At 55.6% G+C, this 22,994-nt stretch carries 25 protein-coding genes and 1 tRNA gene; 10 read left to right on the forward strand and 16 right to left on the reverse strand.

Annotated elements, in window-relative coordinates; translation table 11 throughout:
• Positions 1 to 19 precede the first annotated feature (19 nt).
• On the reverse strand, positions 20 to 466 hold the full coding sequence (locus ACVCAM_RS01335) for a YccF domain-containing protein (RefSeq protein ID WP_023343701.1): 447 nt from the start codon (positions 464 to 466) through the stop codon (positions 20 to 22).
• Positions 467 to 589: 123 nt separating this feature from the next.
• On the opposite strand from ACVCAM_RS01335, the gene helD reads away from it, so the two are divergent.
• A complete protein-coding gene (helD, locus tag ACVCAM_RS01340) occupies positions 590 to 2,644 on the forward strand; it encodes a DNA helicase IV (RefSeq protein ID WP_447093491.1) in 2,055 nt (684 codons plus the stop codon).
• A 59-nt stretch (positions 2,645 to 2,703) separates the two neighbouring features.
• Here the strand turns inward: helD and mgsA are convergent, their stop codons facing one another.
• Both mgsA and csgI read right to left on the reverse strand, forming a co-directional pair.
• Entirely contained in the window at positions 2,704 to 3,162 is a 459-nt protein-coding gene (gene mgsA, locus ACVCAM_RS01345) for a methylglyoxal synthase (protein ID WP_008499922.1), read from the reverse strand.
• Positions 3,163 to 3,242: 80 nt separating this feature from the next.
• Positions 3,243 to 3,905, reverse strand: a complete 663-nt coding sequence (csgI, locus tag ACVCAM_RS01350) for a curli synthesis inhibitor (RefSeq protein ID WP_407223210.1) — start codon at positions 3,903 to 3,905, stop codon at positions 3,243 to 3,245.
• Positions 3,906 to 4,078: 173 nt separating this feature from the next.
• Between csgI and ACVCAM_RS01355 the strand changes: the two genes are divergently transcribed.
• Positions 4,079 to 4,492 (forward strand): CoA-binding protein, encoded by a 414-nt coding sequence (locus ACVCAM_RS01355; protein ID WP_008499920.1) that lies wholly within the window; start codon positions 4,079 to 4,081, stop codon positions 4,490 to 4,492.
• A 37-nt stretch (positions 4,493 to 4,529) separates the two neighbouring features.
• Here ACVCAM_RS01355 and hspQ read toward each other — a convergent pair whose 3' ends face one another.
• Together hspQ and rlmI are read right to left on the reverse strand one after the other, a co-directional pair.
• Positions 4,530 to 4,847 carry a heat shock protein HspQ gene (hspQ, locus tag ACVCAM_RS01360; protein WP_447093492.1) on the reverse strand — a complete coding sequence of 106 codons (318 nt, stop codon included), beginning with the start codon at positions 4,845 to 4,847 and terminating at the stop codon, positions 4,530 to 4,532.
• A 60-nt stretch (positions 4,848 to 4,907) separates the two neighbouring features.
• Positions 4,908 to 6,098 (reverse strand): 23S rRNA (cytosine(1962)-C(5))-methyltransferase RlmI, encoded by a 1,191-nt coding sequence (gene rlmI / locus ACVCAM_RS01365; protein ID WP_070533581.1) that lies wholly within the window; start codon positions 6,096 to 6,098, stop codon positions 4,908 to 4,910.
• Between the two features lie 175 nt (positions 6,099 to 6,273).
• Between rlmI and ACVCAM_RS01370 the strand changes: the two genes are divergently transcribed.
• From ACVCAM_RS01370 to yccX, 3 genes are read left to right on the forward strand one after another with little or no spacing between them, the layout of a single operon-like run.
• Positions 6,274 to 6,831, forward strand: coding sequence for a kinase inhibitor (locus ACVCAM_RS01370; RefSeq protein ID WP_248248586.1), 558 nt, complete (start codon positions 6,274 to 6,276; stop codon positions 6,829 to 6,831).
• A 10-nt stretch (positions 6,832 to 6,841) separates the two neighbouring features.
• Positions 6,842 to 7,630 carry a helix-turn-helix domain-containing protein gene (locus tag ACVCAM_RS01375; RefSeq protein ID WP_248248587.1) on the forward strand — a complete coding sequence of 263 codons (789 nt, stop codon included), beginning with the start codon at positions 6,842 to 6,844 and terminating at the stop codon, positions 7,628 to 7,630.
• An 11-nt stretch (positions 7,631 to 7,641) separates the two neighbouring features.
• On the forward strand, positions 7,642 to 7,923 hold the full coding sequence (yccX, locus tag ACVCAM_RS01380; protein ID WP_008499914.1) for an acylphosphatase: 282 nt from the start codon (positions 7,642 to 7,644) through the stop codon (positions 7,921 to 7,923).
• On the opposite strand, the gene tusE is transcribed toward yccX, so the two are convergent.
• The 6 genes from tusE to ACVCAM_RS01410 all read right to left on the reverse strand — a co-directional run bounded on the left by tusE (position 7,920) and on the right by ACVCAM_RS01410 (position 14,154).
• The gene (gene tusE, locus ACVCAM_RS01385; RefSeq protein ID WP_008499913.1) at positions 7,920 to 8,249 is read right to left on the reverse strand and encodes a sulfurtransferase TusE; all 330 of its coding nucleotides are present in this window, start codon (positions 8,247 to 8,249) and stop codon (positions 7,920 to 7,922) included. The two genes, yccX and tusE, sit on opposite strands and share 4 nt — an antisense overlap.
• 68 nt (positions 8,250 to 8,317) lie before the next feature.
• Complete coding sequence (locus ACVCAM_RS01390) at positions 8,318 to 8,869, reverse strand: LuxR C-terminal-related transcriptional regulator (protein ID WP_407223211.1); 552 nt, start codon at positions 8,867 to 8,869, stop codon at positions 8,318 to 8,320.
• Between the two features lie 10 nt (positions 8,870 to 8,879).
• Positions 8,880 to 10,037 carry a CfaE/CblD family pilus tip adhesin gene (locus tag ACVCAM_RS01395; RefSeq protein ID WP_025912954.1) on the reverse strand — a complete coding sequence of 386 codons (1,158 nt, stop codon included), beginning with the start codon at positions 10,035 to 10,037 and terminating at the stop codon, positions 8,880 to 8,882.
• Position 10,038: 1 nt separating this feature from the next.
• Entirely contained in the window at positions 10,039 to 12,756 is a 2,718-nt protein-coding gene (locus ACVCAM_RS01400) for a TcfC E-set like domain-containing protein (RefSeq protein WP_447093493.1), read from the reverse strand.
• A 72-nt stretch (positions 12,757 to 12,828) separates the two neighbouring features.
• The gene (locus tag ACVCAM_RS01405) at positions 12,829 to 13,335 is read right to left on the reverse strand and encodes a CS1 type fimbrial major subunit (RefSeq protein WP_021240847.1); all 507 of its coding nucleotides are present in this window, start codon (positions 13,333 to 13,335) and stop codon (positions 12,829 to 12,831) included.
• Between the two features lie 75 nt (positions 13,336 to 13,410).
• Positions 13,411 to 14,154: a fimbrial protein gene (locus ACVCAM_RS01410; RefSeq protein WP_407223213.1), complete on the reverse strand. Its 744-nt coding sequence runs from the start codon at positions 14,152 to 14,154 to the stop codon at positions 13,411 to 13,413.
• A 308-nt stretch (positions 14,155 to 14,462) separates the two neighbouring features.
• Between ACVCAM_RS01410 and ACVCAM_RS01415 the strand changes: the two genes are divergently transcribed.
• The gene (locus tag ACVCAM_RS01415; protein WP_407223214.1) at positions 14,463 to 15,215 is read left to right on the forward strand and encodes a winged helix-turn-helix domain-containing protein; all 753 of its coding nucleotides are present in this window, start codon (positions 14,463 to 14,465) and stop codon (positions 15,213 to 15,215) included.
• A complete protein-coding gene (locus ACVCAM_RS01420; protein WP_407223215.1) occupies positions 15,212 to 15,688 on the forward strand; it encodes a hypothetical protein in 477 nt (158 codons plus the stop codon). The genes ACVCAM_RS01415 and ACVCAM_RS01420 overlap by 4 nt, the downstream gene beginning before the upstream one ends.
• Positions 15,689 to 15,744: 56 nt before the next feature.
• Here the strand turns inward: ACVCAM_RS01420 and yccA are convergent, their stop codons facing one another.
• On the reverse strand, positions 15,745 to 16,404 hold the full coding sequence (gene yccA / locus ACVCAM_RS01425; protein WP_407223216.1) for an FtsH protease modulator YccA: 660 nt from the start codon (positions 16,402 to 16,404) through the stop codon (positions 15,745 to 15,747).
• A 270-nt stretch (positions 16,405 to 16,674) separates the two neighbouring features.
• Between yccA and ACVCAM_RS01430 the strand changes: the two genes are divergently transcribed.
• The 3 genes from ACVCAM_RS01430 to ACVCAM_RS01440 all read left to right on the forward strand — a co-directional run bounded on the left by ACVCAM_RS01430 (position 16,675) and on the right by ACVCAM_RS01440 (position 19,069).
• Positions 16,675 to 18,303, forward strand: coding sequence for an ABC transporter substrate-binding protein (locus ACVCAM_RS01430; RefSeq protein WP_172513185.1), 1,629 nt, complete (start codon positions 16,675 to 16,677; stop codon positions 18,301 to 18,303).
• Between the two features lie 130 nt (positions 18,304 to 18,433).
• Positions 18,434 to 18,521 (forward strand) — tRNA-Ser (locus tag ACVCAM_RS01435).
• A 290-nt stretch (positions 18,522 to 18,811) separates the two neighbouring features.
• Entirely contained in the window at positions 18,812 to 19,069 is a 258-nt protein-coding gene (locus tag ACVCAM_RS01440; protein WP_047745106.1) for a YjhX family toxin, read from the forward strand.
• Positions 19,070 to 19,170: 101 nt separating this feature from the next.
• On the opposite strand, the gene ACVCAM_RS01445 is transcribed toward ACVCAM_RS01440, so the two are convergent.
• From ACVCAM_RS01445 to ACVCAM_RS01460, 4 genes are all read right to left on the reverse strand, one after another.
• Complete coding sequence (locus ACVCAM_RS01445) at positions 19,171 to 20,007, reverse strand: alpha/beta fold hydrolase (protein ID WP_407223217.1); 837 nt, start codon at positions 20,005 to 20,007, stop codon at positions 19,171 to 19,173.
• A 155-nt stretch (positions 20,008 to 20,162) separates the two neighbouring features.
• Positions 20,163 to 20,381, reverse strand: coding sequence for an acyl carrier protein (locus ACVCAM_RS01450; RefSeq protein WP_008499867.1), 219 nt, complete (start codon positions 20,379 to 20,381; stop codon positions 20,163 to 20,165).
• A 17-nt stretch (positions 20,382 to 20,398) separates the two neighbouring features.
• Positions 20,399 to 21,832 (reverse strand): AMP-binding protein, encoded by a 1,434-nt coding sequence (locus ACVCAM_RS01455; protein WP_407223218.1) that lies wholly within the window; start codon positions 21,830 to 21,832, stop codon positions 20,399 to 20,401.
• Entirely contained in the window at positions 21,829 to 22,947 is a 1,119-nt protein-coding gene (locus ACVCAM_RS01460; RefSeq protein ID WP_407223784.1) for an MBOAT family O-acyltransferase, read from the reverse strand. The genes ACVCAM_RS01455 and ACVCAM_RS01460 overlap by 4 nt, the downstream gene beginning before the upstream one ends.
• Positions 22,948 to 22,994 lie beyond the last annotated feature (47 nt).

The raw sequence follows: 22,994 nt of genomic DNA on the forward strand, positions 1-22,994 counted from the left end.
AAACGCGGCCAGTCCTTAGTTACTGAAAACGACGACGCGCATTGGCTTCACGCGCCGCCTGGGCCACTTCGACCGGAACAACCCTGCGCCCGACGGGCCAAAGAGCGATAGCGGCGATCTTAAAGTTCGCGATCCCCACCGGAATACCAATAATCGTGATGCACTGCGCAATCCCCGCAAAAATATGCATGATGCAGAGCCACCAGCCGAAGAAAATCAGCCACAGAATGTTCAGCAGGGTTCCGCCCGTATTCATCAGGGCGTTTTTGTTCTCCGGATTCAGCTCGTCAACGTGGATGGCTTCATTCCCGTAGGGGACGAAGGAGAGTTTTGTGATTTCCCAGCAGGAGCGAGTCAGGGGGAGCGTGAAAATCAGGACGATGCTCACCAGCGTGGCAAAAAGCCAGGAAAGGGTGGTGGCAAAACCGCCCAGCACAAAATTCAACACATTCAGAACGGTACGCATAAACCCTCACTTCCTTTCGATAAAATTAACGCCCAATGATTGTAACGTTTTTTTAGGCTGGAGCACCTTAAAACTGGCAGTTACACTGTCAGGTAAATTATCTCTTCGTGGATTTAGCGGAACATGGAACTGAAAGCAACGTCGTTAGGCAAACGTCTGGCGCAACACCCTTACGACCGGGTGGTTCTCCTTAATGCCGGGGTAAAAGTCTCTGGAGAACGCCACGAATACCTTATTCCGTTTAATCAGCTTCTGGCTATCCACTGCAAACGCGGGCTGGTGTGGGGCGAACTCGAGTTCGTACTGCCTGACGATAAAGTCGTGCGTCTTCACGGCACCGAGTGGGCAGAAACCCAGCGTTTCCATCATCACCTGAACGCGCTCTGGCAGCAGTGGAGTCAGGATATGAGCGTGATTGCCGCCGGAGTGCTTCAAAAGGTGCTGGACGATATCGCGCAAAGCAACGCGCAGCATTCGTGGCTCACCCGTCAGCAGACCGCCGGGTTGCAGCAAAAGATCCGGCAGGCACTCTCGGCGCTGCCGTTATCCGTGGCGCGTCTTGAGGAGTTTGACAATTGTCGCGACGCCTGGCGCCAGTGCCAGGCCTGGCTGAATGATAAGGATAAAAGCCGACTCGCCCATAACCAGGCCTGGACGGACGCCATGCTCACCCAATACGCCGACTTTTTCAGTACGGTGGAGTCTTCTCCGCTTAACCCGGCTCAGGCGCGCGCGGTGGTCAACGGCGAGCAGTCGCTGCTGGTGCTGGCGGGGGCCGGTAGCGGTAAAACGTCGGTGCTGGTTGCGCGTGCCGGCTGGCTGCTGACGACCGGGGAAGCGGTCGCCGATCAAATTCTGCTTCTGGCCTTTGGCCGCAAGGCTGCCCAGGAGATGGACGAACGGATCCAGGAACGTCTGCATACCCGGGATATCACGGCCAGAACCTTCCATGCCCTTGCCCTGCATATTATTCAGCAGGGCAGTAAAAAAGTGCCTGCTATCAGTAAGCTGGAAAACGACGCGCAGGCGCGCCAGGCGCTGTTTATCAAAACGTGGCGCCAGCAGTGCAGTGAGAAAAAGGCGCAGGCGAAAGGTTGGCGTCAGTGGCTCGAGGAGGAGCTCAACTGGGACGTGCCGGAAGGCAGCTTCTGGCAGGATGACAAACTGGCGCGTCGGCTGGGTTCACGGCTTGACCGCTGGGTCAGCCTGATGCGAATGCACGGCGGAACGCAGGCAGAGATGATTGAAAGCGCGCCGGAGGCGATCCGCGATCTGTTTTCGAAGCGGGTCAAGCTGATGGCGCCGCTGCTGAAGGCATGGAAAACCGCGCTGAAAGCGGAAAATGCCGTCGATTTTTCCGGCCTAATCCACCAGGCCATCATCATTCTGGAGAAGGGGCGCTTTGTCAGCCCGTGGAAACATATTCTGGTGGATGAGTTCCAGGACATCTCTCCGCAGCGCGCAGCGCTGCTTTCGGCACTACGGGCGCAAAATAAGCATACCTCTCTGTTTGCGGTGGGGGATGACTGGCAGGCCATCTATCGCTTCAGCGGGGCACAGCTTTCGCTGACGACCGCATTCCACCACTATTTTGGCGAAGGCGATCGCAGCGATCTGGACACGACCTACCGCTTCAATTCACGGATTGGTGAAATCGCCAACCGCTTTATCCAGCAGAACCCGCATCAGCTGGCAAAGCCGCTCAATAGCCTGCGGGCAGGGGATAAAAAAGCCGTGACCCTGCTGGCGGACGATCAGCTGGAACCGCTGCTGGACAAGCTCAGCGGCTATGCGAAGCCTGATGAGCGTATCCTGGTGCTGGCGCGCTACCATCACCTCAAACCCGAGGCGCTGGAAAAGGCGGCCACCCGCTGGCCGAAGCTGCAGCTTGAATTTATGACGATTCACGCCAGCAAAGGGCAGCAGGCCGACTATGTGATTGTCATGGGGCTGAAAGAGGGGAGCGACGGTTTCCCGGCCCCGGCCCGCGAGTCGGTCATGGAGCAGGCCCTGCTGCCGGTGCCGGAAGACTTTCCGGATGCCGAAGAGCGGCGTTTGCTGTATGTGGCGATGACCCGCGCGCGCCATCGCGTGTGGCTGCTGTTCAATAAAGAAGAGCCATCCGTGTTTGTCGATATTTTGAAGAGCATTGATGTGCTGGTGGCGCGGAAGCCGTAACGCCGCCGGGCATGGATGGGTAGGCCGGGTAGGGCGTAGCCGCCACCCGGCAAAAAAAGCTACTTCAATCTCTCTGAAAGATAACGCTGATAGTCCGGAATAAGGATATCTACCGGCGAGTTAAACTGCGGCGATTCGATGATGAAATCCGCCGTAGAGAGGTTTGTCGCCACCGGAATATTCCACACCGTCGCCAGGCGCAGCAGGGCCTTGACGTCCGGGTCGTGCGGAACCGCGTTTAGCGGGTCCCAGAAGAAGATCAGCACATCAATCTTCCCTTCGGAAATCTGTGCGCCGACCTGCTGATCGCCGCCCATCGGGCCGCTCAGCATGGCGTTTACCTCCAGACCCGTTTCGCGCTGGATCAGGTTACCGGTGGTGCCGGTCGCCGACAGGGCGTGTTTTTCCAGTAAAGACTGATGGCGGCGAACCCAGTTAAGCAGCATTTGTTTACAGTGATCGTGCGCTACCAGAGCAATATGTTTGCGTTCCGGGAGCGTGCGTGTTGTCAGTTCCATAATCATATCCATCAGGTTAACTGCCTACACGATGACGGGAACCGTCTGACGCTGCAAGAGAAAGGCGTAAAAAATGTGGCTTATGATGAAGGTTGTTGTTTTGCCCACTGTAAAAACCGGGCCCGCGTGTCGGCATCGGCCTGCTGGAACCAGAATTTAAGGCGCTGTTCCGTCAGGGCCTGGGACTGGGGAGGAATGACGTCCAGTTCAGAGACGCCGGAAAGCAGCGTACTGTCGTCAGCCATCATGGTGGCAAACTGAGGAAGCGACGCGCGTTTACCGGCTTTGTTATAGGTCTGCGTCGCGGCCTCGTAGTCCGGACCTTTCGGTGAAGTCGTCAGCGCCAGAATATCCAGCTTCGCCGGAATCGGCATCGCATCCCCGTCCAGCAGTTCAATGCGGGGAGACGCGTCGAAGGCCACCGATTCCTTCTCCGTTTCAAGGCGTGGCAGGGTAATATTCACCTGACTGATTTGTCGGGTATTAAAGCTGACGATCAGCGGCGGAGAGATGTACATCCGTTGCTCGTGATTGGCCAGACCGATCGATTTTTCTACGCGGAATACCAGCTGATGCGGTCCGTTATCCAGCTCGATACTGTCCGCACCGCGCAATAACGAACTGGAGACCTTTTTTCCGTCCAGTACCAGGAGATCAATATCGGTAGAGAGCCGGAGCGTGGTAGCAAAAACGCAGACCGGCATCACTAATGCAATCAGAGCAGTGGCAATACCGGTTTTCATAGAAGGCTCCCGTCAGAAATCCTGTCGCCGCATTAATGTATCTAAATTTTTCGATAATCACGTTTACTAACATATAGACATATTTGGCCGTTTTGCCCTCATGCATCGGTATGGGATGGATGGTTGAGATGTGCGGTTTGGCGTACACTTTTAAAAAAGCCAGGAGAAAAACCATGAAAGAGAACGATATTGCCGAGATTCTGACATCCACGCGTACCATTGCGCTGGTGGGCGCGAGCGATAAACCCGATCGTCCCAGCTATCGGGTGATGAAATACCTTCTCGATCAGGGCTATCACGTCATCCCGGTCTCGCCAAAAGTGGCGGGGAAAACCTTACTGGGCCAGCAGGGTTATGCCACGCTCGCTGACGTGCCGGAAAAAATTGATATGGTCGATGTCTTCCGTAATTCCGAGGCGGCGTGGGAAGTGGCGCAGGACGCTATCGCCGTCGGGGCGAAAACGCTGTGGATGCAGCTGGGCGTGATTAACGAGCAGGCTGCCGTGCTGGCGCGGGATGCGGGGCTGAACGTCGTCATGGATCGCTGTCCGGCGATCGACATCCCCCGTCTGGGGCTGGCGAAGTAATAAAAAAAAGCCCGTTCATCGGGCTTTTTTTACACGCTTAGTTCCGCAGGCGCGGAGCCTGTAACTGTTTGCGGATAGTCTGAGCAAGTTCATCCATAGTGGGTTGCTCCGGATGCTCTTCCTGCAGCTCGCTGCTTAGCTGCGCTTCGGCAAGGTAGGTGTGGACGGGTTGCCCGTCGTCACCTTCCATCACCACATGGTACCAGGGTGCAGCGCGAAGCTCTGCGTTTACCGCCAGCTCGTCTGCTGACGGCTCATCAAGGGAATACTCCGGGTCGATATCCACGACCACACCCAAATACCCGAGCAAAGTGTGGCGGACCTGCTGGCAGATACCGAATTTGCTGGCAATCATAGTCACCTCCCGGGAAATACGACTTACACGTTATGTGCGGGCAATATTTCTCTTTTCAAGTTACATGACGCGACAGGCAAACCCTTTCAGATACAGTCCTTCCGGGTAGGTAGCAATCACGGGGTGATCGGCTGCCTGACGGAACTGCTCTATAAATTGTACATCACGGCCAGCATCTATTGCGGCATCAGCGATGATTTTCTGAAATAAATCTGTGGTCATCAGGCCGGAGCAGGAGAAGGTGAGCAAAACCCCGCCCGGGTTCAGCAGCTGGATAGCCAGCATGTTGATATCTTTATATCCGCGGCAGGCGCCCATCAGCTGGCTTTTGTTCTCCACAAACTTTGGCGGATCCATCACGATGACGTCGAACTTCTCGCCCTGGTCGCGATATTTACGCAGCAGCTTGAAGACGTCGTCGCGTATAAATTCGGCTTTGCTCAAGTCCAGTTTGTTCAGCTCGACGTTCTGTTTTGCCACGTCCAGCGCTTCCTGCGAGGTATCCACGCTAACCACCTGGGCACAGCCGCCCATCAGCGCCGAAACGGCAAACCCACCGGTGTAGGAGAAGCAGTTGAGCACGCGTTTGTCGGCAACGTACTGACGCGTCGCGAGACGGCTGTCGCGCTGGTCAAGGTAGTAACCCGTTTTGTGCCCGCCCTGAATATCCACCAGCAGCTTCATGCCGTGCTCTTCAATTGGCAGCAGGGCAGGCGGCAGTTCACCCGTGACCGGCCCCTGAGTCAGCTCCATGCCTTCTTTTTTGCGCACCGCCACATCGCTGCGGTCGTAAATGGCGCACTGCGGGAACAGCGTTTGCAGGGCGCTAATCAGCGCAGCGCGCTGGTATTCCGCCCCGGCGCTCAGGAGCTGCAGCACCAGGAAGTTACCGAAGCGATCGATGGTCACGCCCGGCAGGCCGTCAGACTCACCGGCAATCAGGCGGTAGCTGTCCAGCCCGTCGCGTTTAGCCAGCCAGTCGCGCCACTGCTGCGCCTGCTGCAGACGACGCACGAAGAAGTCGATGTCGATGGTTTCGTTTTTATCGAAGGTCCAGACGCGCGCGCGGATCTGGGAGGCTGGCGAGTAGGCGCCTCGCGCTAACCATTTCCCCTGGTGGTCCACGATATCAATGGTTTCACCGAGGCTGGCTTTGCCTTCCATACGGGCAACCGCGCCGGAAAAGACCCAGGGATGACGGCGCAGTAAGGATTTCTCGCGCCCTTTGGCTAACACTAAACGTACACTCATAATTTGCTGTTCTGTCGATTTCATGGAAATGGCGCGTAGAGTAGCACATTCAGCAAGGCGCAATCATCTGCGGATGCCGTTGAGCGTTTCGGCACAAAATCAAATCGCTTAGGCACATTAGGGCATTGTTGCGTGCTTTATCTTAGGGATTCCGGTTCAGCAAAGGAAACCCCCCATGAAAAAGTGCAGTGTCATCACAATAGCCGCTCTGACGGCAATGAGTTTTCAGGTTTTAGCCGCAACGCCTTTCAGCATGACCAGCCGGGATATTTCCGGCGACCGGCGGTTAGCGCCACAGCAGGTGTTTGAGGGATTCGGCTGCCACGGCGGTAACCAGTCCCCACAGCTGGCGTGGAAAAACCCGCCCGCCGGTACGCAAAGTTTTGCCATTACGGTCTATGACCCGGATGCGCCTACCGGCAGCGGCTGGTGGCACTGGACAGTAGCCAACATTCCCGTGAAGACAATGACGCTGCCCGCTGATGCCGGTAACCCAAATGGCGAAAAATTACCTGCTGGCGCTGTGCAGGGGCGTAATGATTTCGGTTATTCTGGATTCGGCGGCGCTTGTCCGCCCGCAGGCGATAAGCCTCACCGCTATCAGATGACCGTCTGGGCGCTGGACGTGGATACCCTGCCCATCGACAACAATGCCAGCGGCGCGCTGGTCGGCTTTATGCTTAATAGTCACGTTCTGGCAAAGGCGCAGTTAACCGCAACCTACAGCAGATAAGGATGAACCGGTGCAGGAGTTCCATTTTCGACATAAACACCTGACGGCGGGTGAAGTGACCGCCAGCAAAATGCATCGCCTGCACCAGGTTAAGCTCTTTTTCCCGGCGATTTGCCATATCACTCACGGCAGTAAGGTGATTGTGCAGGACGATAACCGCCTGGTGGCCACCCGGGATGAACTCATCATTATCCCTGCCAATAGGGCAATGGAGATCATCAATCAGCCTGCAAACGGTCTGTTTCACTCGGACTTGCTGATGTTATCGCCGGAAATCGTTGCCGAGTTTAAAGCGCATTACCTGAAATCCTGGCCGCGCACGACGCTGCATTCGCTCTGCGCTCCGCTGAGCGAGGGGCTGGCGTTTATGTGGGATAACCTGCTGCACGCCGTGCGTCAGGATTTACCGGAGGCGCTGCAAAAACATCAGGCCTTCGGTCTGTTGCTGGCATTGCTGCATGACGGCGTGGCAGGCCCGCTGCTTATTGAGCGAAGCAATAACCTGACCGAGCAGGTGCGACAGTTCATCATGCTTTCGCCCGCCAGAGCCTGGACCGCGCAGGATGTCGCCAGCCGTCTCGCATTAAGCGTGCCCACGCTGCGCAGGCGGTTACGCGAGGAGTCACAGAGTTTTCGCCAGATTGTCGAGGAGGTGAGGATGGCCGTGGCTTTGTCACAGTTACAGTCAACCCGATTACCGATCGGCGAAATCGCATTACAATGTGGGTATCTGTCCAGCTCTCGTTTCACCGCCCGTTTCCGGCAGCACTACGGCTGTTTGCCGAAAACGCTACGTTAAGGAGAAGAAGAATGTCTAAAGTCTGCACTATTGCCTGGGTTCACGGCGTCGTTCAGGGCGTGGGTTTCCGCTACAGTACCCAGCGCGAAGCGATTGAGCTTGGGCTAACGGGATACGCGCGCAACATGGATGACGGCAGCGTTGAGGTGGTCGCCTGTGGCGAAGCAGAGCAGGTTGACAAGCTGGTGGCGTGGCTGAAAGCGGGTGGGCCGCGCAGCGCGCGGGTTGATAAGGTCTTAACGGAACCCCATCAACCGGGGCGCGAATACGTCAACTTCGGTATTCGGTATTAAATACACTTCACCGGCTTAGGCAGGCCGGCAATTTTGGTGGCCTGTTTTGCCGGACCTTTCGGGAACAGACGATAGAGATAGCGGCTGTTGCCTTTCTCTTCACCGAACTTATTGGCCATCGCCTTGACCAGCATGCGGATGGCCGGAGAGGTGTTGAACTCGAGATAAAACTCGCGCACAAAACGCACCACTTCCCAGTGTTCGGGGGAAAGAGTAATCCCTTCGTTTTCCGCAATTTTCTCCGCCAGCGGTTCGCTCCAGAGCGTTGTATCTTTCAGATAGCCTTCGCTATCGGTCTCAATTTCCTGGCCTGCAAAAATGAACATAATCTTCTGTCGTAGGTGAAAAATCGGCGACAGTGTAGCAAAAAAGCGGGCTCAGGATAAACCGTGACCTACAGGAGCAGCTGAAGCAGGTTGTTGGCATTGAGCTTCTTCAGCGCGTTGCATTTATGGGTTGAAACCTGTTTCTCCGACATGTGCGTCACGATGGCAATGTGGCGGACCGGCAACCCGGTCAGCATCAGATCGAGCACGTTGAATTCAGGAACGGTCAGGCAGCAGTCCAGGCTTCGAACGCGGCGTGGCTCTTTTGCCAGCAAATACGCCGCATCGGCAACGGCGATCCTGTCGTCGATGATATAAAGCGTTAGCGTACTGAAACGCTTGCGTAAATGCGTCGCCAGCGCCCACCCCTTTTCGTTGCAGACCAGATAAAGGCTGCCTTTCCAGCGGGCGGCTTCCAACCTGAGCAAAATATTGATCAGCGCCTGATGCGTCGCCGCCACGGAAAAACGGCAGCGGACGACAATCACGCGGCGGGTAAGCAGCGTTAGCTGCCATTGTACGGTATCGCTCTGGACCTCTAACTGAACGCCCCGACGCAGCAGCGCATAGCGCAGTCCTTCGGCGTAAAATCGATTATTGTCGAGAATGGCGTAACTCACAGTGACCTCGTTATAACGTGCTGGGCGTATAGATGACGCGCAGCGTGCCGGTATAGTCGCCCGCGTTTTTGCTGCTGGCGGCGAACGCGGGGGTTTTCAGGATAATTGGCGCAGGAATGCACAGTACGCTCTCGCGTCCGCCGGGCAGCACGACCTGACGCAGATACTGCGGATCGTTAGTGCCTTGCCAGACTACGGTTTTACCGTTCGCGACGGTTTCGGTTGCGCCTGTGACGGGATGGGTAACGAAGACCTGATAGTCGAGACGGTCCCGCGCATCCGTCTGGCTTCCACCGCGCCGCCGGATAGAAAACGCGCCTTCGGCACGTCCCGCTGAGGGAAGCCCGTCATCTTCAAAACGAAGATAGGCGCGGGTGCTGGTGCTGTTTTTGCCGTCGTACAGGCACATATCCAGCGTGTTTTCCCCCTTGATCTCGCTGCCCCCGGGGCGCCCCGGGAAGTTGGTCAGGTTGAGGTTAACGATGGGCGTGGAGTGCGGAAAGGCCGGCAGGTAAATCTGCTGGTTTCCCGGGTCGACCACCTCAATGCGAATATTTGCCTGCCATTTGGCGATGGTGAGATAGCCAGGACAGCCGACATTCACGTCATTGAAGTTGCCGCCGCAGTCGGCGCTTCCCCACTGGCGCAGGTTCTGCTTCAGCGTGGCGGTCCAGATCCCCGGCAGGGCGAGCTTATCCAGTTCGCTTTTCACGATATAGAAATCGAAGTAGGGCTCTCTGTTCCAGCTAGCAATTTCCGTCGTCCCTCCCGTGACAAAGCTGGCAAAGGTGAACACTTTATTGTTGATAAACATGTAGTGATCGCCATACACCTTGATATTCACCGTCTTGCCGGTAAGGGAATGGGTAAACGCTAAATTGATGGCATAAGGCGCGGCCGGGTTCGCCGAGAACCAGACCGGTGAGTTCATGCAGGCGCCGTTCGTGGTATCGGTACGGGACTGACAGGTCAGGGTATTGCGCCCCCACTTTTGCGGATCGGCGGCGTCAAAGCCGCCCGATTCATGAAACCAGATGTCAAAACGCGCGGGCGGCGCGGTGCGATCGAAGCTGATCCCTACGCTGGTATTTCGTCCCGCGGGAGAGCCTGCCAGCGTCTGGCTGGCCCACAGGCTTAAGAACAGAAAAATAAAGAGGCACTTAATCACATCATTTCCCTTTAGTGAGGCTATCGGTGTTCATGGCAGTCGGTCCAGCAGGGACCGACCGTCCTGCCAGCATCAGCTGTGCCTGCTGCTGGACGGCATCCGGCAGGGCGGAGAAGGTTAACTCCTTACAGGGGATCGACCCGACATAACGCACCACGTCGCGCATACTCTTCACGTTCAGCGCGCACTGATAAAACTGCTGCTGACGCACCAGGTAGAGGTTATGCAGCAGGGCGTCGCTTTGGGCGCTAAACCCGCCGTTGCCAAGGTCGCTCCAGCCGTTCACGTTCAGCGGCACGCCGCCGATAAACGGCGAGTGACGCTCGTCGGTTAACTGGCCGAGCCAGGTGTAGCTTGCGGTGGTTTGCACGTCCCGGCGCAGCAGTTTGCCAGGCACCATAAACAGCGTTCTGCTGCCCGATCCTTGCGTGATTTCACTGCTGGCTCCTCGTGAGACATCCAGCGATTCGTTAACCGTCAACGTTGTCTGCTGATAGCCCGGCACCGCGAAGAGGGCGCGGCTATTGCCTGGAATATCGGCACTGCCGCCGTTATCCAGCGACACGGCGACGCGCGGATCCTGAGCATCTTCCGGCGTGGTCACGTTCACCGCGACGGCGGAAGCAGGGCGACCGTCGCTCCAGCGGCCCAGCCACAGGCCAGAGCGGGACAGCGCAAACGTCGAGCTGTAGTTGCCGCTGCTGCTCAGCGTATGGCGACGATCCTGACGATCCCAGGCGTCGCTGACGGTCAGACTCCCGTTGCCATATCGTCCGCCCTGGCGCGTATAGGCTGAGGTATTCAGCGAGTCGCTGTTAATGCCCGACGCGCTGAGGCCGTACTCATTTTCGCCGCGGGCATCGGCATACCAGTTATGCGCCACGTTGTAGCTCAGCTGGTTTTTTTCACGTTGCTGGTGCTGCCATGTCGCGCCCAGAGAGGTGTAGCTTGACGCATCGCCCTGGCGGTTATGCGCCATGGACAGGCTCACGCTCAGGTAGCCGCCTTTATCCCTGCCTTCGCGGGCGTCATCGTTACGCATGAACAGGTTAATGCTGCTGTTAATGTTCAGGCCATGGGTGCTGAAGGCATTGCTAAGGCCAGCCTGCCAGGCCCGCGTGCGCGAGCGGGTCATATAGACCGATTCCCACGGCAAACCCGCATCGTGGCGATCGTCACTGTCCGGCAGCTCCCGGCGTGAAACGTACCGGCCTTCGTTGCGGTTATCCGAATACCCCAGGCTCGCATACCAGGCGCCGACCGGGACGGAGAACATCACCGAGAGGGTGCGATAACAGCCATTCACGGCGTCAAATCCCGCGCTTTGGGTGTTGCAGTTTTCAGCGGATAACGCGTTGCGATAGACGCTCAAAGAAAAACCGTCGTTGTAGCTGATTTGCTGAATATTGCCGCGCAGGCCTTCGCTGCCGTAGAGGTAGCTAAACCGGGTACTCAGCACGCCATCGATCGGGCCCGCGTTGAAGCCCCGGCTCCAGTCGAGCGCGTTCTCCAGGAAACGCTGATTTTTCTTGAACGTTGCGCCGCTGGTCAGCGCCAGCGTCGGGGTGACGGGCAGACGAACGCCCGCCTGCGCAACCGCGCGGCGCTCTTCGTTTTGATCGCTATTATCGGTTTCGCCCGCCTGCAGGAACCACTCGACGCGGTCGAATGGCGTAATGCCGGTTCGGGTAAACGGCACCTGCTCGGTGCGCGTCAGCCGGTTATTTTCATAGATGGAGAGCGTCACGGTGTAGCTTCCGTCCGGGAACGATCGCGTGTCCAGGGTTTGCGCCCCGGCATTCAGATAGAAGCTCGCCAGCAGCTGATTGCCCCGGCGGGCGTCGATACGCGCGTCATGGGAAAGCAGCACGGTAACAGGGGTTCCCTTCGACTGCTGAACCGGGTTCATCCACGCCCGTGTTGAACCCGTGCGCAGGCCGCGAATTTTGCCCAGCGGCAGCTGGCTGAGGGTGATATTCCCGCCGGCATTGCTGAACAGATCGCGGGTATCCATCTCGCCTGCCTGGACGTAGTACTGACGCAGGATATCCTGGCGGAACCAGGCGTTGTTGACGGTGACCTCCTGCTGCTGCTGGTGCCGTGAACGCTGCCCCAGCCAGGTCCAGTCGAGATTTACATAGCCGTCCTGGGTGAGCGCCAGCGCGCCGTTGCCCTGCACGGTGGCCGACTGATAATCCCTGTCGGCAACGAAGTTAATGTTTTGTTGATGGATCAGCGCATTTTCGGTGCCGTGCGTGGGCTGATACCATGCGTTCTCTGCCGTCTGCTTAGGCAGAAATTTCTTGTCCAGGAACAGGTTAATGCGGGCGTTATTCTCGTCATAAATAATGGCCGCGCGATCGGTATCGATGTAATCGCAGCCCGCTGCGGAGCCGTTGCTGCTGCAGGCCAGGTTGCCGTTACGGGCAAGCGGAACGGCCAGCGCGGCAGAGACGGTGGCAACGAGGGATGGGGCGTCATTAAACCGGCGTTTGATGGCCGCTACCACGTTCTCAGGTGCGACAAAGCTCACCGTTTCAAGCGTGATATCCGTTTCAAAAAGGCCCAGCGATTCGCCGTAGAGGTTCACCTCGGTCCACAGGCGCTGCGTCTTTGCCAGATCTTCAAAACCTGGTGGGACGGCCAGCCCGGCGCAGGCGAGTTGGATGGAAGCGGGTAACAAAGCAACAAAGAGGAGAGTATTTCTGTGAAACGCCATGAACGAGCCTCGACATCATCCTGACGTCAGAGGGTGGGCACCCTCTGACGTTATTCCTTAGGTGCTGTGGTGTTACGCACCGCCTTCCGTGGTCGTCGCCTGCGTCAGCATCAGGCTGACAACGCCGCTGTACTGACCGGTTTTCAGAATGCCTTTGGTGGTCTGGGAAATGGTCAGCGGCAGTACCGCAGAACCGTTTTCAATGCTCCCCGGGAACAGTTCGGTACCGGTGTATTCAACATCTGCGGTAGAGAGGGTTTTATCGCCCAGCTTCACCGTCATAGGGATGGTTTCAGCACCGTCGGCATTCGCCAGCTTCGCGGCGCTCACCAGACGGACTTTCACGTTGCTGGTGGCGGAGTTAGACCACACCTTGGTATTCAGACGGTAGCTTTCCAGACCGCGGCCAGGCAGGTACTGCATATCGATGCTTGCCGGCAGCGGCGTGTTATCGGCCTGAGTCATATCCAGCTGTGAATCAACGCTGGCGTTGACGGTAATATCTTTTTGAATCGCCAGCGCGCTAACGGACGTGGTCATCGCGGCAACAATCATCAGAGGTTTAAAGTACTTACGCATTGATATCTCCATATTTACAAATGAGCACCCTGGCTCTTTAATCAAACCCTGTGGGGTTTTTACGGTGACGTCGTGTTATTGCACGACGGGTAAATCAGCTTCTTCAGCGCTTTTATTCAGCCAGTTGAAGTAGCGGAATTTATATTTCTGGCCTTGTACCTTCGTGAGCGTTTTTAATTTCCGTTCGGTGTCCGGATAAATCGTCGCGTCTTCTTTAATCCATCTACACGATGAATCCGCATCACAAACACCGATCTCCCTGAGCGGCACGCGCAACGTGCCGTTGTTTTTTAACGTTCCCCTGAGAGGGTCAATCGTCAGTGAAACCACGCTTTTTTCCGGTGCGAGATGGATCAGGGCGCCCCAGATCACATTGACGCCCAGTCTTGCCGTCGCCGCAGGGCTTTCTGCCTTGCCCGGAATAATGCTGTCAGGCTGCTTTACGCCTTCAAAATAGACGCGCCAGGTCGTCTCTTTTTCCGGTGGTGCAAGCGATACCAGGCGAACCACGCGCATTGCGCCTGCCGCAAGGGCGAATTTTTCCGGTGTGACAACAACGCCACCTTCTTTCCACGAGGCCACATCAATCTCTTTTTCCTGGGGCGTGCCGGGATTAAGAATTTTCTTTTGCCTCACCCGAATGAACTGAATATCATCCGTTTTTGACGCCACCTTAATTTGCGCCGCACCGGACTTATCCACGTTAAGTTCCATGGGATACACGCTCATATTGGCCAGTGCCATTTCTGAGAAAAATGGCAATGACAGCGCGGCGATATAAAAGGCAGTTGTCTTATTCACACTTTTTTTCTGTTTCACTTTCTGTCCGCCTGCGTTGAGTTCATTCCCGGCGCATTCACAACGGGACACCCTCTGCTAACGTATTGCTTCAGGGCAGGGAAACTTTAACCAGAACAGCGGTTTGTGAAAATTTGTATTAATTAACTCGTTATATACAGTTTTTTATCCTGCTTTCCTGGCTTTAAGGTTGTATAGTTAAGCGAAAATACCGCTACCCGGGATGGGGAGAAAACTCCTTCTGATGAAAAAACAATCAGTTCAGGAGGCGATTTTCTTGTCGTTGTATCAGGGATTAAAAAGCATGCGGTAACAGCCGAGAATAAAAGATGTTTTTTATATGCAATAATTCGTTGTTATTCGATCCTGAAGCACATGCAATAAGTATTGTTGGGCAACCCGAGTCTGTATTAACGCTTTCGGCTCCGGCCGTTCGTCTTTTACAGGAGTTTATTCGTCATAAAGGGCGCGACCTGAGCCGGGAAGAGTTGATCACTCGCGTGTGGGAGGAGTTCGGCTTTACGCCGTCGGGAAATAACCTCAATAAGGCGGTAAGTGAATTACGCAAAAGCTTCCACGCCCTGGGCGACAGCCACGACTATATCGTGACCGTGCCCCGGTTTGGATTCCGCTTTGACGCCGACGTTATTTTTAAGCCCGCAGAGAGCGTTACGCCCGAAGTATCTCAGCCATCCGTTGAGCAGCCGTCAGGATATAAGCGTTTATCCAAAAAGTGGTGGCTGGTTTTAGCGGTATTAACGACGTCAGTCGTGGGGTTTAGCCTGTTTTTTAGCCGACAGTTTGAGATAACCGTACCCGCAACACTCAAACCCGTTAAGGAAAAAATAGCTGGCTGTCGGCTCTGGGTGATCAACGATCATGGCCGACCGCTGGTGTTATCAAAATTGGCCGAGCTGCTGAAGAAAAATAACGTCGCGTGCGAGCGCGAGGAGTACAACATTTATTATTTCAGCGCCCGCTTTTCGCTTGCCGCCGCCGATGAGGTTTTCATTGGCGCCTGCCCGGTGAGTGAAGCCAGCCTGTGTAAAACTATTCGCTATAAAAGCGGGGCGGAAGAATGAGAAACAAACTTCTGTTCGGACTGGGTGGCGCAGTCGTTGGCGGGGCGTTTGCGCTCTTTATCTACACCGGCGGAGCCTATAAGCGCGATGCGCTGGCCTGCAGCACCGAGTTTAATTTTACGCGCAATCAAGGAAAGGCGAATGAAGTGAAGGTCAATGCCGTTGCCCAGTTCTATTTTCATCGTAACGGCACCGGCCTGACCACCTACAAAGGCGCTGCAAAGGCTGAAGGTAAGAGCCTGATCGTTGACAGGGACGTGGATTTTACGTGGGAGCGACGGGACGATGATAAGGTAATTGTCCTGAGCTACACCAAGACCTGGCGTCGACACAATGACAACACCCCTGATGCCCAGTGGGGAAGCTTTGCCAGCCCGACCGCACGCTACTATCTCACGATCTCTGAACTCTCGCCTTCCGTATGGCTGATTCAGGACCGGCGTTACCCCACCTATATTTGCCGGGGTGATTAAGGCATAAAAAAAGGAGAATGCCGGGGGCATTCTCCTTTTTGTTTCAGCAGGTCAGCTTAATCGCGGCTGGCGAAGCCCAGGATGCTCAGCAGGCTGACGAAGATGTTGTACAGCGACACATACAGGCTCACGGTGGCGCGGATATAGTTCGTCTCACCGCCGCGAATGATGTTGCTGGTTTCAAACAGGATTGCGCCGGAAGAGATCAGAATAAATACGGCGCTGATCGCCAGGTGCAGAGCAGGCAGCTGCAGGAAGATGTTGGCCACCATACCCACCAGCACCACCACAACACCCGCCATCAGCATGCCGCCGAGGAAGGACATGTCCTTACGCGTGGTCAGCACGTAGGCCGAGCAGCAGAAGAACACCAGCGCGGTGCCGCCCAGCGCCATACCAATCACATCGCCCATTCCGGCGGACAGATACGCGTTCAGGATTGGCCCCAGGATGTAGCCCAGGAAGCCGGTGAAGGCAAACGCGGACAGAATACCGACCGGTTTGTCAGCGGTTTTGTAAGTCAGGAACATCAGGCCATACATGCCCACCAGGGTCAGGATCAGTCCCGGAGACGGCAGCATCAGCACGGTGCTGGCGGTGGCGGTGATCGCCGAAAACGCCAGCGTCAGGCTGAGCATGAAATAGGTATTGCGCAGCACCTTGTGGGTGCTGAGTAGCGATGTGCGGTCGCGTGAGGAAGTAATTATATGATCCATGAGTCACTCTCTTATGACAGATGTAATTAACGGAAAGAATAGGAAACGGCGCGTCACTCTCAAAGTGGTTTTACCCATCTTTACTCAGCAGGTTAGCGCGGGACCTGGTTGTTTCTTCTGCATAAATACGTTTCACCAGTATGAACAGCGGTTTGACGCGATTAATCAGATCAACCTCTTATAGGTTACTGAAAATTATTGCGTTATTACCATAAGGCCGCTAAGAGTTATTTCCGGATCGTCACAAAAACAGACAATAAGGCGAAGGACATGAAACCACAAACACGCACGCGCTTTACGCTCTCTTTACTTACCGCCGGGATCCTGTGCGCCAGCACGGCGACCTGGGCGGCTAACGTGCCGGCAGGAACCGCGCTGGCCGATAAACAGGAACTGGTCAGGAATAATGGCAGTGAACCGGCTTCGCTCGACCCGCATAAAGTCGAAAGCGACGTCGAATTCAATATTATCAGTGATTTATTCGAAGGTCTGGTGAGCGTTTCCCCGTCGGGTGACGTCCAGCCCCGGCTGGCGGAAAAATGGGAGAACAAGGACAACACCGTCTGGACGTTCCATCTGCGTCCGGGCATCACCTGGAGCGACGGCACGGCGATTACCGCAGAGGATGTGGTCTGGAGCTGGCAGCGCCTGATTGACCCGAAAACGGCGTCACCGTACGCCAGCTATCCAGGCAACATGCATATCGCCAACGCGGCCGATATCGCTCAGGGGAAAAAAGCGCCCGATACGCTGGGCGTGAAGGCCATTAACGACACCACGCTGGAAGTGACGCTCACCCAGCCAAACGCGGCGTTCCTCGCGATGCTGGCGCACCCGTCGCTGGTGCCGGTGGATAAAGTGCTGATTGGCCGCTTTGGCGACAAGTGGACCAAACCGGAGCACTTCGTCAGCAGCGGGGCGTATAAACTGTCTCAGTGGGTGGTCAACGAACGCATTGTGGCGGAGCGTAACCCGCGCTACTGGGATAACGCGCATACCGTGATTAACAAGGTCACCTACCTGCCCATCACGTCCGAGGCCGCGGATGTGAACCGCTATAAAGCGGGCGAAATCGATATTGTCTACACGGTGCCGATTAACCAGTTTGCTCAGTTGAAAAACACGCTGGGCAGCCAGCTGGATGTTTCCCCGCAGCTGGCGACCTATTACTACGAATTCAATACCACCCGACCGCCGTTCAACGACGCCCGCGTGCGCAAGGCGCTGAACATGGCGCTCGATAAAGACATCATTGCCGGAAAAGTATTAGGGCAGGGGCAGCGCCCGGCGTGGCTCATCAGCCAGCCGGACATCGGCGGCGTTAAGCTCCAGAACCCGGATTACGCCAGCTGGCCGCTGGACAAGCGCATCGCCGAGGCGAAAAAACTGCTGAACGAGGCCGGATATAACGAAAGCCATCCCCTGAGCTTCAACCTGCTCTATAACACTTCTGAATCGCACCAGCGCATCGCGATTGCCGCCAGCTCCATGTGGAAGAAAAACCTCGGCGTGGACGCGAAGCTGCAAAATCAGGAGTGGAAAACCATGCTGGATACCATGCACACCCACAACTTTGACGCGGTGCGTTACGCCTGGATTGCCGACTACGACGACGCGGCGACGTTCCTGAACAACTTCCGCACCGGCGACAGCGAAAACACCAGCCAGTACAGCAATCCGGAATACGACCAGGCGCTGGTGAATGCCGCAAAAGCCAAAACAACGGAAGAGCGGGGTAAGTTCTACCAGCAGGCGGAAGATCTGCTGGGACGCGATGTGCCCGCCATTCCGGTGTATCACTACGTCCGTACGCACCTGGTGAAACCGTGGGTGGGCGGATTTACGCCGGATAAGCTGGGGTACTATTACACGAAAGACATGTACATCAAAAAACACTAGGCCTGTGCTGATAAAATCGTCGATGTGTTGTCAGTTCAACCGATTAAACACGTTTTGACTATTTTTACAGCGAACGATTGCTGGCACTCTTTACAGCACGCGGTGAGGTGTTTATAGTTCGCCTCACTCAGGAAGTGTGGCCGAGCGGTTGAAGGCACCGGTCTTGAAAACCGGCGACCCGAAAGGGTTCCAGAGTTCGAATCTCTGCGCTTCCGCCAGATATAAACCCCAGGTTACTCGTTGACCTGGGGTTTTTCTTTTGGATTAGCCGATCCGCCTCACATTTTTAAGACCCGGTTATTTCCCTGTAAAACCCCGGCGTTATCATTCACCCCGTAAATACCTTTTCATCGCTTACCGAGGCTTTGATGCTGGAGAATGTTTTCATCAGATAATCAGCTTCCCGCCCTTTTCAGGACGGACTGGTTATCGCTGCGCTTAAACCTTACGCACGCACCTGCGGGTGTGGGCTCGTTTTTACGCATGATGATTACACAGGTTTTCCAGTATGAATTTATCCCGTCAGGAACAACGTACCTTACACGTTCTCGCCAAAGGTGGACGTATTGTGCACGTCCGCGACAGTTCTGGCCGCGTCACGTCCGTTGAGTGCTACACCCGTGAAGGGCTGGTGCTGAGCGACTGCACGCTCAGCGTCTTCAAAAAACTCCGCGCCAAAAAGCTGATCCGATCCGTGAACGGGCAGCCTTACCGCATCAACACCACCGGGCTGAACAACGTTCGCGCCCAGCTGGATAATCGCTAAGCGGAATTAACAACGCCACCCTCGGGTGGCGTTCATGCATTGAGCGGGATATTGTGGCGTAGGCCGGGTAAGCGCAGCGCCACCCGGCAAGAAACGCGGCGTTATGAGCGAATAAAGGCCAGTATGTCCGCGTTGATAGTATTCGCATGGGTAGTATGCATCCCGTGCGGGAAGCCCGGATAAATTTTCAGCACGCTGTTCGCCAGCAGCTTGTCCTGAAGAAGGGCGGCATTTTTATACGGCACAACCTGATCGTCATCGCCCTGCAGCACCAGAACGGGAACGGTGATGGTTTTCAAATCTTCCGTCTGGTCGGTCTCTGAAAACGCCTTAATCCCCTCGTAGTGGGCTTTGGCGCTTCCGATCATCCCCTGACGCCACCAGTTCTGGATCGTACCCTGCGAAACGTCGGCACCATCGCGATTAAAACCGTAGAAAGGACCGGTGGCAACGTCGAGATAAAACTGGGCGCGGTTAGCCGCCAGCGCTTTGCGGAAGCCGTCGAAAACCTCGATCGGCGTTCCGCCAGGGTTCGTCTCCGTTTTGACCATCAGAGGCGGGACGGCGCTGACGAGCACCGCTTTGGCGACGCGCCCCTGCGGCTGGCCGTACTTCGCAACATAGCGGGCGACCTGGCCGCCGCCGGTGGAGTGACCGACGTGCACGGCATTGCGCAGATCCAGGCTTTCAACCACGGCTGACGCATCGGCCGCATAATGATCCATATCGTGGCCTTCACTCACCTGGTCCGATCGTCCATGTCCGCGGCGATCGATAGCGATAACGCGATAGCCTTCTGCCAGGAAGAAGAGCATCTGGTTATCCCAGTCATCGGCACTCAACGGCCAGCCGTGGTGGAAGACAATGGGCTGAGCCTCTTTCGGACCCCAGTCTTTGTAGTAAATGTTGACGCCGTCTTTCGTGGTTACGAATGCCATACCGCAGACTCCTCTGTTAAGAACAACACGACCCCTAAAGTGTAGGAGAAATCCCAAAAGCGGTTGGTTTAATTCCGGTGAAGGATATTCATTTTGCGTCTGGGCTCTGGCGCGATGCGCCAGAGCCTTCAGGACAGGATTAACAGCAGGGGCGTTTAGCGGTTTTCTTCAATATAGCGGGCCAGGTCCGCCGGGGTTTTCAGCACCGTCGCCACGTCTGTCGGCGGGATCATGCAGCCGTAAACGTCCTGCACTTCCAGCACCATATCGACCGCCAGGATGGAGTCGAGAATGTCGGATTCAATCAGCTCATCGTGAAAGCCCACCTTACGGGATAACACTTTTTCGAACAGGGCGAGAATTTCTTGTTCCATAATTTTTCCTGGAGTCATTAATTTGTGCGGGCGTAAGCGTCCAGCAGCTTGCGGTCAATTTTGCCGTTAGGATTCAGCGGCAAAGCGTCTTTTACGATAATTTGTGACGGCACCATATAGTGGGGGACTACCTTCGAGAGCGAGGTTTTGATGGTATCCGGCGCCAGTTCCGTCACGCAGAACGCGGCAATGCGCAGCACGCTGCCGCAGGGTTTCATCAGTGGCATCACCACCGCTTCGTTAATCCCGGACATCGCCAGCAGGCGGTTTTCAATTTCGTTGATTTCAATACGGTAGCCATTCAGTTTGACCTGGCTGTCGTTGCGTCCCTGGCAGTAGATAAGCCCCGCTTCATAGCCCAGATCGCCGGTCCGGTAGCCGCGAAATGCTTCATTTTCCCGACGGAGTAATTTTTCTGCGTTCTCCTGCGGCAGGCCGAGGTAGCCGCGCATGACGTTTTTACCCCAGATAATCAGCTCGCCCTCGGCGGAAATTTCCATTCTGCTCTCAGGCATCATGACCCCCACCGGCAGCACGGCGCTGTCGCTGTTCATGATCGCATCCGTGATCTCGACCACGGTGGTCGCGATGGTCGCTTCCGTTGGGCCATAGGAGTTGATGATTTTGGCCTGCGGGAAGCGGCGGCGAAGCTGTTTAACCAGCGCTTTATTCAACACTTCACCAATGAAGATAAAGACGTTGAGTTCAGGTAAATACTCGCTGTTGAACTGCGGGGAAAGCAGCTGCTGGTAAGCAAAAGAGGGGGTGGAAACCCAGGCGGAGACGGCGTTGCTTTTCAGTCGTTCCAGCCAGTTCGCTTTCTGAATATCGTCTTTGGCGTTCAGCACGATGTGTCCACCCATCGCCAGATTCGCCAGCAAAGGGATCAGGGAGAGGTCAAAACTGAACACCGCGTGGTTCATCAGGACCGGTTTTTCCGGCAGCGAAAAGTCATTGCTGACCCATTTCATGAAGTGCCACACGCTTTCACGCCCAATCTGCACCCCTTTAGGCTTGCCGGTGCTGCCGGAGGTAAACATGATATAGGCCAGATCCTGCTCCTCCAGCACCTTGCCCGGTTCACCCGTGGCGATGAACTGCCGGGTCGCGACGTCGTAATAGTAAGGGGCGCTGGCCAGATGGCAGATCTCCCGCAGGCGCTCCTGCGGGTAAATGCAGTCCACCGGAATGTACGGAATGTTGTGCAGCAGGCAGCTATAAATCGCCACGGCGAACTCGGCCTGCTGGTGTCCGTACAAGACGACCGGCGTACCGGCAACAGGCTGGCTACGCTGATAGCGCTGCGCCCAGTCCGTCACGGCAGCGGAAAGCTGCAGCCAGCTTAAGGCTTCGTCGCTGCCGCTGATGGCCATCTGCTGCGGGGAGGCGGGATCGTATAATGCTGCACGCAAGAAATCCTGCAGTTCCTGAAGATCGGAGAGATTTTTCATAGAGGTGACATTCCACTAAAGATGTAAAGGGCGCCCGCGGCGCTTCCCAGCGTCAGAATGCGCCCTAAAAACGCAACAGCCGGATACTGCAACCCGCGGTGCAACGCCGGGCTGCGTTTGGCTGACCACAGCAGCATGTTGTGAGCGACAGAAATGGCGCCAAACAGCGCGCCGCTGATGACGTAATGGCGTTCCAGGCCATTCCATGCCCCCATGCAAAACAGGGTGCAAAAAATACCGATATTTTGCGCCAGCGTTTTGTTCTGACGGAAAAAGTTGAACTTCATCAGGTTCATATAAACGGGCATAAAGACCACATCGCGCAGCCATTCAGACAGGCTGATGTGGAAGCGGCGCCAGAAATCCTGCGGGTTCTTTGCCAGAAGCGGCATATTGAAGTTTGCCGGGATGTTGAGCCCAAACAGCCGGCCCGCACCGATGGCCATATTGCTGTAGCCCGCAAAATCAAAGTAGAGGTAGGCGCTGTAGGCTATCGACATCACCACGCCCACGGTCAGCGTAAACGGCTTATGGCTCCAGGGCTGCACGACCAGCGAATCAACCAGCATGGCAAACAGGAACTTCTGGATAATGCCGGTAATGATTTGCTCCAGCGCCACTAAAAACTGTTCGCGGTTAAGGGCAAAGACGGGCTTGCTGACGTCGCTCATCCATGTCCGCCAGCGGTACATTGGGCCTGCCAGAATAATAAAGGGCATAAACAGATAGCAGAAATAGTGCAGGAAATTCTGCCCTTCTTTTTTACTGCGATAGAGCAGCACGTCCACCGCGCGGAATGTCATAAAAGAGAGGCCGATCATGCCGAGATGATGATTAAGGTGCAATTTCACCAAAAATAAAGGAAGCAGCGTTAACACAATCGCCTGCCAGGTTTTTAACCATCCTTTTTCTTTTAACGCGGCGACTAGATAAAAACTGATAAAAACGACCGCGGGAACACGGTAATCACCCTGAAAAATATAGCCCCAGCCTAATGCGGCCATGACGGATAATGCCGATAAATACGTCAGGCGATGGCGTAATAGGCGATTGACCAGCGCAAACGCCAGGGCGGATGAAAATAAATAGACAAAAAACATGCCTGAGCTATACATCATTCGGCCTCAGAACTTTTGATATTCAAAATGCAGCTGCATACTCA

This window comes from Enterobacter sp. CFEC122, assembly GCF_052983755.1.